Genomic DNA, 10,907 nt, shown 5'->3' with positions numbered 1-10,907 from the left:
TCACTCCGGTTCGTTCGGCAGATCCACCCGGCGACGCAACAGGCTCTTCGCCAGCCCGTACCGGTAAAACGTCCCCACCGGGTCCGGTATCCCCGCCAGCACCGCGTCGATTCCTGCCTCGTCCCGCGGTTCCACATTCGAACTCAGCGACGACAGCACCTTCGCCCCCTGGTCGCGCACCCGCGATGTGGGCCCGAAACACCCCGAGCACGGCATGTTCCCCCGCACGCACGGCGCCTCGCACCCCGCCCGCGTGCCCGGACCCAGACACACCACGCCCTGCGCCAGAAAACAAACGCCCGGCTCCAGCCGGGTCCGGTCCGGACGCCGGAATTCCCGGAAGGCAACGTCCGTGGGCTTGCTGTCCCGCCGCGGACACTCGTCGCAAAGCGCCGTGTCCGGCGCCAGCACGCTTCCCCGCGCCGGCAGCGTCCCCGACAGCAGCGCGTCGATCGCCTGCCGCGTCAGCTTCGGTGTCGGGGGACATCCCGGCAGCGCGTAGTCCACCGGCACCACCTGGTCGAGCGAACGCACCACCCGCCGCAACCGCGGCAGTTCCAAGGCCGCCCCATGCGCCGGGGTCTCCGGCGCCGGTCGCACCCTTTCGGGGTTCACCGTGGACGGCCCGTCCTCAAAGTAGAACCGCATCATCGTCTCCCGCGAAAACCCGTTGGCCAGACCGGGAATCCCGCCCAGTTGCGCGCAGGCCCCGTACGCCACCAGCAGCGCGCTCTTCCGCCGCAACAGCCGCGCCATCTCCTCCTGTTCCTCCGTCCGGATCGCCCCGTTCAGAAAGGTCGCCGCAATCTCCCCGTCCCCAAGGCGCTCGACGTCCGCCCGCTTGAAGTCCATCGCGCACGGCCAGAACACGATCTCCACCGCCGCGGTCACTTCCACCAGATCCTCCGCCAGGTCCACCACCGCCTCCTCGCACCCGCCACACGAGGCGCACCAGTAGAAGCCCACCTTCGGTTTAGACATGGCTCGCCTCCGGTCGCTGCGCCGCCGCCGGCACTTCAGGTTCCCCCTCCTCCCCCGCCTCATCGTCGTCCGGATCCAGGTCCGTCGCCCGCTCCCGGATCTCCCCTTCCAGATGACCCATCTCCCGGTCCCATTCCTCGAACCGCATCGGCAACCCCAGCATCCCCAGCGCCCGGATCCGTTCCGTCATGTCGTTGATGACGGTTCGCACCTTCTCCCCCTCGGCCGCCGAGATCCATTCCAGCCGCACCCGCTCCTCCTCGATCCCAAAGCCGGCCAGCAGACGCCGCAGCATCCGGAACCGGCGCAGCATCTTGGTGTTCCCCTCGACGTAATGGCAGTCGCCCGGATGACACCCCCCGATCAGCACCCCGTCCGCCCCCCGCGCCAGGGCGTCCAGCACGAACTGCGGGTCCACCCGCCCCGAACACATCAGCCGGATGATCCGCACGTTGGGCGCGTATCGCAGCCGCGACACCCCGGCCAGATCCGCCGCGGTGTACGTGCACCAGTTGCAGAAAAACGCCACGATCCGCGGCGTCCAGTGGTCAGGCGTCATAGGCCAGCACTCCTTCGATTTCCGCGAACACTTCGTCGTCCTCGAACAGCCGCTGCACAATCGACCCCGACGGACAGGCCGCCACACACGTCCCGCATCCCTTGCACAGCGCCTCCTGGATCACCGCCCGGTTCCGGCCGGTGTCGAATCCGATGGCCTGATACGGACACAACGGCACGCACGACTTGCAGCCCGAACAGTCCTCGTCCCGCACGTACGCGGTGTTGGGTTCCTGCTCGACGTACCCCCGGTCGATCAGGCTCAACACCTCCGCCGCCGCCGCCCCCGCCTGGGCCACCGAATCCGGAATGTCCTTCGGCCCCTGGCAGCAGCCCGCCAGAAACACCCCGTCGGCAAACGTGTTCACCGGCGCCAGCTTCGGATGCCGCTCCAGAAACCACCCGTCCCCGCCGCAGCTCATGTTGAACAACCGCCGCACCGCCTGCGCATCCGCCTGCGGTTCCAACCCCGTCGCCAGCACCACCATGTCCACCGGAATCCGGCGCGTGCACCCGGCCAGCGTGTCCTCAACCCGGATCACCAGCCGTCCCTCCTCCTCCGGCGCAATCGCCCAGTCCGTCACCTCCCCCACCCGTCCCCGGATGAAGTGCACGCCGTCATCCAGCAGCTTGTTGTAGAACTCCTCGTACCCCTTCCCCGGAGTCCGGATGTCGATGTAGAAGTTGTACACCTCCGCCCCGGCATGCTCCCGGACCAGGTGCGCCAGCTTCATCGAGTACATGCAGCACACCCGCGAACACCACACATGCGTCTTCCGGTCCCGCGACCCAACGCAGTGAATGATCCCCACCGCCCGCGGCTTCTTCCCGTCCCGTCCCACAATCTCCCCGCCCGTCGGTCCCGAGGCGTTCACCAACCGCTCGATCTCCAGCGCCGTGTACACGTTCGGATGGGTGCCGTACCCGTACTGCGGCTGGCGCCGCGCATCGAAGGTCCGGAATCCCGTGGCCACCACGATGTTCCCCACCTCGATGTCCTCGTACGTGTCCGTCTGCGTGAAGTCGATCGCCTGCCGGTCCCCGCACGCCTCAACACAGGTCTTCTTGCACTTCCCCGTCCGCAGATTGAGACAGGTCGCCGGATCGATCAGCACCACCTTGGGCGTCGCCTGCGGAAACGGTATGTAGATCGGCTTGCGCTTCCCCAACCCCTCGTTGAACGCATCCTCGAACTTCGGCGTGCGGTACACACACGCATCCACACACTCAAGACAGCCCACGCACGCCTCCTCCAGGATGTACCTCGGACGTCGCCGCACCCGAACCTTGTAGTTGCCCACAAACCCCTCCACCCGCTCGACCTCCGACAGCGACCACAGGGTGATGTTCGGGTGCGCCCGCACCGCCGACATCTTAGGCGTCAAGATGCACGCCGAGCAGTCCAGCGTGGGAAAGGTCTTGTCGAACTTCGCCATGTGCCCCCCAAGCGTCGCCTCCCGCTCGACCAGAAACACCTTCTTCCCGGCGTTCGCCAGCGTCAGCGCCACATGAATCCCCGCAATCCCGCCCCCCACCACCAGCACCTCCGGCCGGATCGGCACCCGCTTCACCTCCAGCGCCCGATGGAAACGCACCCGGTGAATCGCCGCCTGCGCCAGAGCCTTCGCCTTCCGCGTCGCATCCTGCTTCCGCAACGCCACCCACGAGTTGTGCTCCCGGATGTTCACCAGATGACAGAAGAACGGATTCAATCCCGCCCGCTCCGTCGCCGTCCGGAAGGTCTGCTCGTGCAGCAGCGGCGAGCACGCCGCCACCACGATCCGGTTCAACCCGTGCTCCCCAACATCCCGCCGGATCAAATCCTGACCGGGATCGGAACACATGTACCGGTAATCCCGCGACGCCACCACCCCCGGCAGCTTCCCCACATACCGCGCCACCGCCTCGCAATCCACCATCGCTGCGATGTTGTGTCCGCAGTGACAGACGTAGAACCCGATCCGGATCTCTTCGCGTCCTGGTTCCATGGCCTCCCCCTTCCTCATGTTCCCTCCCCCCTCTCACTCCCACCCTTACTCGTAATCTTGCTCTTGCTCGTAATCTTGCTCTTGCTCGCAATCTCCCCCTCCCCCCTCCTCCATCGCATCCGCACAAATCCCCGGTGCAACCCCAGTTCCGACTCCGCCAGCCCAAAGGCCAGCCCCATCAACTGCGTGAAATACACCGTCGGAATCCGCACATCCTCCCAGCGCCGGGCAATGTCGTCGTGGTACGCATCCAGATTGAACTGGCACAGCGGACACACCGTCGCGATCACCTGCGCCCCGCGCTTCAACGCCTCCCGGCACAGGTGATACACCAGCCGCACCCCCGCCTCCGGGATCGTTCCCGTCAGACTGCCCCCGCAGCACTTGGTCTTGAGCGGCCACCGCACCACCGTCGCCCCCAGCGCCTCGAACAGGCGGTCCATCGACACCGGATCGTGCGGGTCGTCGAAGGTCGCGTACGGCCGCACAATCTGGCACCCGTAGTACGGCGCCACCCGCAACCCCCGCAACGGATGCGTCACCTTCGCCCGGATCGCCTCCCAGCCCACATCGTTGGCCAGCACATCCAGGGGATGCCGCACCGCCACCCGGCCCCGCACCCCCATCCCGCCCCGCCCCAGCGCCCCCTGCACCCTCTCCGCCATCGCCGGATACTCCTCGAGATAGTGCCTCGCCTTGTTCAACACCAGGTAACAGGCGCTGCACGGCGCCACCACCTCGCCGTGCCCTTCCCGCTCCGCCAGCGCCAGGTTCCGCGCCGCCAGCACGCATGCCTGCGTCTCGTCCACCGACATGTACGCCGTCGCCCCGCAGCAGTTCCAGTCGGTCAGTTCGGTCAGTTCGAGTCCCAGATGCCGGAACACCGGCAGCAGCGACTCCTCATACGCACGGCCCGTTCCGCGCAGCGAGCAGCCAGGAAAGTATCCGTAGGGCATGGGGCCTCCAATGGGTTGGATTTCGAACGTTCGGTCTCAGGATCGGGCCACCTCTTTCGTCCCCTCCTCCGCCTCACCCCGGTCCTCCAGCATCCGCCTCAACTCCGCCGCACCCGCCGCCCGTTCCGGCCGCAGCGGGAACCGGCCCCGCTTCATCAGACCCAGACCCAGCCGCCAGTTCCCCAGGGCCGCCAGCCAGTCGGTCTTCCAATACAGCCGCATCACCAGCTCGCTCTCCGTCACCCGCCCCCGCCGCGACACCATCGCCGCAAACTCCCGGGCCAGCGTCGGGGTCGGCAAGGTCCGCGGCGCCAATCCCTCCCGGATCGCCCGCTGCTTCAGCTCGTACAGAATGTCCGTGATCCGGATCTGCCGCGGACACTCGGTCGTGCAGGCATAACACGACGCGCACAACCACAGCGTCCGGCTCCGCAACGCCTCCTCCCGGAACCCCGCCCGCGCCAGCGCCATCACCTGCCGCGGACCATGATCCATGTACAGGCTCAACGGACACACCCCCGAACACGTCCCGCACTGGATGCAGTCCTTCAGGCGTTCGCACCCGGGAATCGCCATCACCTGCCGGGCGAAATTCGGATCCCGGTCGCCTTCCAGCCGGATCGTGCGGTCGAGCTTCATCGGGTACCTCGCGGGAAATGGCCGGCCCTGATGCCAGCCCCGGACAACAGCATCCCCCTCGTCGAAGCCACTCCCGGCACCCCCGGGAGCGGGAACGGCGGACCGGCCTGGGAACTGCCGTGTACCGCGTTCATGGGGATTGGTGGGTTGCGCGCACCGTGCCGCACCCGGCAATCCCTGCGCTCTCCCCTTCTTGTCCTTCGCTGACCCGTTTTTGCGTGGCCCGCACCCCCGCCTCACGCATCCATGCATCCCGGATCCGTCGGGAGAGTGCGAACTTCGCGAAGCGTCGCCTCGGAGGGCCGAGTTCCACGAGGCCGCAAGGGTGTGGAGCGCCGGGTTGTGGACTCGCGGAGCTCGTCCCTCCGATGGAATCCCTCCTCACCCACACCTCCGGGATGCACCGCCCACCCTTCCAGACGCTCTTCCAGGCTTCGCAAGATCCCGCCCCGCCATTACCCTCCTGCCCCTTCCATGAAGCCCCCCGCCTGCATCCTCCTCCTCGCCGTCCTTCTGGCCGCCTCGTCGGCCCAGGCCCTGATCCTAGGCACCTTCAACATCCGCTATGCCAATCCGGGCGATGTCGAACGCGGCAACGGCTGGGAACAGCGGGCCCCCGTGGTCACCGACCTCATCCGGTTCCACAACTTCGATGTGATCGGCATCCAGGAGGCCCTCCACCACCAGCTCCTGACCATGGCCGAACGGATGCCGGAATACGCCTACACCGGACGCGGTCGCGACGACGGCCGGCATCGCGGTGAACACGCCGCCATCTTCTACAAGAAGGGCAAGTTCCGCCTCCTCGACGGCGGTGACTTCTGGTTCTCCGAAACGCCCGACGTCCCGGGCAGGGGCTGGGATGCCGCCCTGCCCCGCATCTGCACCTGGGTCAAACTCCAGCCCGTCTCCGGCACCCGCCCCTTCCACCTCTTCAACCTCCACTTCGACCATGTCGGCGTGCAGGCACGCCTCGAAAGCGCCCGCCTCGTCCTCCGGAGAATCCACGAGATCGCAGGCGATCAACCGGTCGTGCTGGTGGGCGACTTCAATGTGGATCAGAACAGCGAGGGCTATCGAATCCTCACCGGCTCCGGCGTCTTCACCGACGCCCATGACACCGCCGCCATCCGTTACGCCCTCAACGGCACCGCCAACCGGTTCGATCCCAACACCCGCACGGACAGCCGGATCGACCACATCTTCCTGACCCGCCATTTCCAGGCCCTTCGCTACGGCGTCCTCACCGACTCCTACCGCATCCGCGTCCCCCAGCCCGGCCCCGACGCCCCCTCCGGCAACTTCCCGAGGGAGATCCGCTTCGGCGAATTCCAGGCCCGCCTCCCCTCGGACCACTTCCCCGTCCTGGTCGAAGTGTCCGCACTCCCTTCAGATCCCTGATTCAGCCCCCTGCTGAGTGACCCCACGGAGTGAGGGACCATTGTCCAGTTCATGGATCCCACCTCAAGGGTATGCCTCAACCCTCGAAGTCTTGAAATCATGGCTTGGATCTACCTGATCGTTGCCGGCCTTCTCGAGATCGGCTGGGCCGTCGGCCTCAAGTACACGGCAGGCTTCTCCAGATTCTGGCCGAGCGTTGCCACCCTTGGCACCATGATCGTCAGCTTCGGCTTCCTGGCGGCGGCACTCAAAACCATCCCCGTGGGCACAGGCTACGCCGTGTGGACGGGCATCGGTGCCGCAGGCACGGCGATCATCGGAATGGCCTTCCTGGGCGAGTCGCGGGAAGTGTTACGGATCCTTTGCATCGTGCTCATCGTCGCCGGCGTCGTGGGTCTCAAGCTCGCATCCGCTTCAGAACCAGGGCTGGGGTCAGATCTCTGATTTTGACATTTGCCCCGTCACCGTCAGAGCCTGCCGCAAATGTCGCAATCAGAGATCTGAGCCCCGGCGAAAGTTCCCAGGTTCTTGGAACCCGCCCAAGCCATCCCTCGTGGAGACTCGTGCTCAGCCCGAAGGGCGGTACTCGTCCTCGAACCCGCAGGCACACCGCTTTGATCGCCGCCTTTGGGCCGGCCCGATGGGTTCGATCCTGCCCGGACCTCCCGTTCCACGTGGGAACTGGGAAGCGCGATCACGATCACGATCACGATCACGATCACGATCACGATTATGATTACGATTCCGATTGTGAGGCCCGCTGCAAAAAAATTGAGATGCGCCCCTCATGGAGAGCTGCACGAGTCCGCAAACAATCGCGCCTTTCAACAGGGAGCGGATGTTCGATGGATCCCGAGCCATCTTCGGTTCGACCGCATGGCGCCCGGTGAGATTGCCCCGGATCTCTCCCGGTCCCACCCATGGCAAGGTGCCGACGGCGGGCCATGCCGATGCGGTCCAAGGGTCAGGGTGTGACCCGGATGTTCGCGCGAGCGGACAGGGTGTTCTCCAGCAGGTGACGGTATTCCTCGGGAACGGTCGGCTCCGTTCCCCGGGCGATCGAGGTGACGCGGCCTTTGGCGACGATTTCGACTTCCCAGGCATCCGCAGTGTACCGCCCCTGGGCCGGTGACCAGGCGGGCCGGTATTGCACAAGTTGAAACTCAAGGGGGATCACCCAGCGTCGGTCGAAGAATGCCTCGGGGTAGGCATCCTCGAGCAGAAGGCGGTTGAGCCGCGCCCGGGAAGCTGGGATGGGATCGGCGTCCAGGAGTTCCAAGGTCTCGTCGCGGAGGGGGATGTCGGAGAACCGCAGGTCATCCCAGATGGAGGGGCCCTCGATGATGCCGTTGAGATCGGTGAGCAGGCAGGATCGCAATTCCCCGGACGGCGCGGTGGTGGCGTCCCAGTGGTGCAGCATGGCTCGAGTGGTCCCGGTCACCCGGTCGCGGAGATGGACGGCAAGAGGATCCGAGTCGGACTTCAGGCTGCGGGCCACCGGGAAGGCGTCCTGAAAATCCCGGGGGGCGAGGCGAGGCGGCAGGTCCCATGCTGAGAATCGGGTGGAGCGGGTCACCCGATACTGGAGGATCGGCTGTGGGCTGTCCGCGTAGAGCGTCACGGCCTTCGGGAGGCCGAGCGCGTCTTCGAACACCTCGATGCGATCCCGGAAGCCGGAGGGGGCGTATGCCATCATGAGCCCGGAGCTTTCCAGGGGAGACCATGCGCGATCCGGGTTGTTGAGGAAGGGGACGGACCCGAAGGCGAGCCAGGCGATGTGGGTCTGGGGGGACAGGCGGTAGCACGGTCCCTGGGGACGTCCGGGACTGCCGTCGGCGGAGTTCCATCGGCGGGCGACGAAGCCACCGGGGATACCGGGATCTTGGCTGACCTGGATGACATGGTCGCCAAGAAACCAAACGGAGTTCGTCGAACTGGAACCGACCGCGGTGTCCATCCGCCATGAACCACTCCCGACGACACATCGGACGGTCCAGGAGGTGCTGAGGCTGGCGGCTGACGAGGCCGGCCAGTGGAACCCTTCGATCTCGGCGGTCACTTCGACGAACTGCGCTACCGCGAGGGGCGAGGCGGAGATCAGGGCGACGACTCCCACGATGCCATGGCTGAACGCTCGGCGGCGCCGGGGGGACAAGTCCGCGGATTTCATGATTCGGGGATGGTGGGTGGGGCCGATTGGAAAACTCAAGGAGCAAGAGGGCCGGACGATGCGAGGCCGTGCATCCCGGAGTTGTCGGTGAGGAGGCAGCAGATCGGAGGGACGAGCTCCGCGAGTCCTCATCCCAACGCACCACACCGTTGCGGCCTCGTGGAACTCGGCCCTCCGAGGCGATGCTTCGCGACGTTCGCGCCTCGACCCACAACTCCGGGATGCACCGCGAGGAATGAAGCGCCAATGAAATCGCGTGACATGCCGCGCCAGGCATGCGTCATTGACCGTCAATTCCTGCCATGGCCCAGCCAATCACCTGGGAAGTGCCAGATCTTCCGCGCCGCGCTCCAAGGGCCGCATTCACCCTGGTGGAACTCCTGGTGGTGATGGCGATTGTCGCTGTCCTGGCTTCGCTCCTTCTGCCAGCCCTTTCAAACGCCAGGGCTCAGGCTCACTCCATCAAGTGCCGCAGCAACCTCCGTCAGTCCGCCCTGCACCTGGCGATCTACGTTGGAGACCACGGGCGTTATCCAGGCTCCTCGTACGTCGCCAGCAACATCGTGGGACAGGGCGCCTACGGGTTTGATTTGAACGGTGTCGTGCGACCTTCAGGGAACCCCGAAATTGGAGTGCGACGCTGTCCCTCCATGACCTATGCCGCAAGCCGTCCTGCCATCGGCTTGCTGTCCTTCAGCGGCTTCACTTCCTATGGTTACAACCACCTTGGCTACATCAATGATCGGGGGCCCGAAGGCGAACGGTACGGACTTGTCATGACATGGCCCGCAAACCACGCCGCCGTGCCCGGAACGCCGGCGGCCGATTCGGGTGTACCGGAGAATACTGTCTTGAGCCCAAGTGACATGCTGGCATTGGGCGATAATTTTGCGCTTCTGCCCGCATCCGGAGGAGACTTCGACGTCGATTCCGTCATGGAAAGCTTCCTGGGCATTCAACGCCAGGAAACCTTCCGGTCCCGTGGTCAGACCACTGCCGAATCCGTAAGGCGCGCCAGAGCGCGCCACCAGGGCAGAGCCAACGCCGCCTTCTGCGACGGCCACGTTGAATCGATCTCGTTCAGGCGCCTCTTCCTCGATCGCGATGACGCATCCCTGCGCCGCTGGAACCGGGACAATCAACCTCATTGGTAGCAGGGCCGGGGTCAGATCTCTGATTTTGACATTTGCCCTGTCGCTGTCAGGTCATGCCGCAAATGTCAAAATCAGAGATCTGACCCCGGGGGACCATCTTTGCCCTGTCGCTGTCAGGTCATGCCGCAAATGTCAAAATCAGAGATCTGACCCCTGGGGGGACCATCGGCCTCGTTCACCTTGACTCCGCAATGCCTGGCATCACGATGCTCCGATGCGAACCACGTTGACGTTGGACCCCGATGTGGCGGCCAGGGCGCGGGAGGGAGCGTCCCGGTTGGGCAAGCCTTTCAAGGAGGTCGTGAACATGGCCCTACGGGTGGGGTTGGATGCCGTTCTCACTCCTCCCGCCGCCAAGCCCTATCGGACGCAGGCCCGCCCGCTTGGCCTGCGCGAAGGCTTCGCCTACGACAGCATCGAGGACCTTCTGGATCGTGGCGAAGGGGAGGAACACGCTTGATCCTCGTGGACGCGAATCTCCTCCTCTATGCGGAGGACAGTCTTTCCATCCATCACGAGGCGGCCAGGTCCTGGTGGGACGCGCAATTGAGCGGGATTGCCCCGGTCTGCCTTTGCTGGCCGGTGCTGACGGCGTTCGTGCGAATAGGCACCAATCCACGGTTGCACCGGCGTCCGCTCACCCTGCGCGAGGCGACCGAACGGGTGCAGAGCTGGCTGGACCAACCTTGCGTGCGGATCCTCGTTCCCTCGGCACAGCATTGGGTCGTCCTCCAACGGATGCTTAGGGCCGGCAACGCGACCGCGAATCTGGTATCCGACGCTCACATCGCGGCGCTGGCCGTCGAGCACAACTGCACCCTGGCCTCCACGGACACCGACTTCGCCCGATTTCGCGGGCTCAAATGGATCAACCCGATTGCGGACTGAGAGAGCGAAGGTTCCGGGTTCATGCGTCGATGGGCCGTTGGATTTCCTCTGTGGAGGCCTGCTGCGGCGGCGAGGCGACCGACTCCGGGACCGGTCCGTCGAAGGCAATCTCCTGCCTCGTCCAGGACCGCCACAAGATGACCAGGCTGCCGAAGAACCCGTAGCGCCCATG

11 protein-coding genes are annotated in these 10,907 nt (G+C 65.6%); 5 read left to right on the top strand and 6 right to left on the bottom strand.

Annotated features, from left to right (window positions below; translation table 11 throughout):
* Genes KF833_12435 through KF833_12415 form a run of 5 tightly spaced genes read right to left on the bottom strand, consistent with a single transcriptional unit; the run spans nucleotide 1 to nucleotide 5,122 of the window.
* Nucleotides 1-981: an oxidoreductase gene (locus KF833_12435; protein ID MBX3746105.1), complete on the bottom strand. Its 981-nt coding sequence runs from the start codon at nucleotides 979-981 to the stop codon at nucleotides 1-3.
* The gene (locus KF833_12430; GenBank protein ID MBX3746104.1) at nucleotides 974-1,540 is read right to left on the bottom strand and encodes a hydrogenase iron-sulfur subunit; all 567 of its coding nucleotides are present in this window, start codon (nucleotides 1,538-1,540) and stop codon (nucleotides 974-976) included. The genes KF833_12435 and KF833_12430 overlap by 8 nt, the downstream gene beginning before the upstream one ends.
* Nucleotides 1,530-3,527 carry a CoB--CoM heterodisulfide reductase iron-sulfur subunit A family protein gene (locus KF833_12425; GenBank protein MBX3746103.1) on the bottom strand — a complete coding sequence of 666 codons (1,998 nt, stop codon included), beginning with the start codon at nucleotides 3,525-3,527 and terminating at the stop codon, nucleotides 1,530-1,532. Before KF833_12425 ends, KF833_12430 begins: the two co-directional genes overlap by 11 nt.
* 14 nt (nucleotides 3,528-3,541) lie before the next feature.
* Entirely contained in the window at nucleotides 3,542-4,483 is a 942-nt protein-coding gene (locus KF833_12420) for a CoB--CoM heterodisulfide reductase iron-sulfur subunit B family protein (GenBank protein ID MBX3746102.1), read from the bottom strand.
* Nucleotides 4,484-4,519: 36 nt separating this feature from the next.
* Entirely contained in the window at nucleotides 4,520-5,122 is a 603-nt protein-coding gene (locus KF833_12415) for a 4Fe-4S dicluster domain-containing protein (protein MBX3746101.1), read from the bottom strand.
* Between the two features lie 474 nt (nucleotides 5,123-5,596).
* Here KF833_12415 and KF833_12410 point away from each other — a divergent pair, with 474 nt between their 5' ends.
* Both KF833_12410 and sugE read left to right on the top strand, forming a co-directional pair.
* Complete coding sequence (locus KF833_12410) at nucleotides 5,597-6,523, top strand: endonuclease/exonuclease/phosphatase family protein (GenBank protein ID MBX3746100.1); 927 nt, start codon at nucleotides 5,597-5,599, stop codon at nucleotides 6,521-6,523.
* A gap of 99 nt (nucleotides 6,524-6,622) precedes the next feature.
* Nucleotides 6,623-6,967: a quaternary ammonium compound efflux SMR transporter SugE gene (gene sugE, locus KF833_12405; protein MBX3746099.1), complete on the top strand. Its 345-nt coding sequence runs from the start codon at nucleotides 6,623-6,625 to the stop codon at nucleotides 6,965-6,967.
* A gap of 520 nt (nucleotides 6,968-7,487) precedes the next feature.
* Here the strand turns inward: sugE and KF833_12400 are convergent.
* Nucleotides 7,488-8,693, bottom strand: coding sequence for a hypothetical protein (locus KF833_12400; GenBank protein MBX3746098.1), 1,206 nt, complete (start codon nucleotides 8,691-8,693; stop codon nucleotides 7,488-7,490).
* Nucleotides 8,694-8,995: 302 nt separating this feature from the next.
* Here KF833_12400 and KF833_12395 point away from each other — a divergent pair, with 302 nt between their 5' ends.
* From KF833_12395 to KF833_12385, 3 genes are all read left to right on the top strand, one after another.
* Entirely contained in the window at nucleotides 8,996-9,847 is an 852-nt protein-coding gene (locus KF833_12395; protein MBX3746097.1) for a DUF1559 domain-containing protein, read from the top strand.
* A 214-nt stretch (nucleotides 9,848-10,061) separates the two neighbouring features.
* A complete protein-coding gene (locus tag KF833_12390; GenBank protein MBX3746096.1) occupies nucleotides 10,062-10,307 on the top strand; it encodes a DUF2191 domain-containing protein in 246 nt (81 codons plus the stop codon).
* The gene (locus KF833_12385; GenBank protein ID MBX3746095.1) at nucleotides 10,304-10,735 is read left to right on the top strand and encodes a type II toxin-antitoxin system VapC family toxin; all 432 of its coding nucleotides are present in this window, start codon (nucleotides 10,304-10,306) and stop codon (nucleotides 10,733-10,735) included. Before KF833_12390 ends, KF833_12385 begins: the two co-directional genes overlap by 4 nt.
* Nucleotides 10,736-10,907 lie beyond the last annotated feature (172 nt).

It is taken from the genome of Verrucomicrobiia bacterium (assembly GCA_019634625.1).
GTDB lineage: Bacteria > Verrucomicrobiota > Verrucomicrobiia > Limisphaerales > CAIMTB01 > CAIMTB01.
The sequence above is the reverse complement of the archived record's forward strand: the minus strand, read 5'-3'. Positions and strand labels throughout refer to the sequence as shown.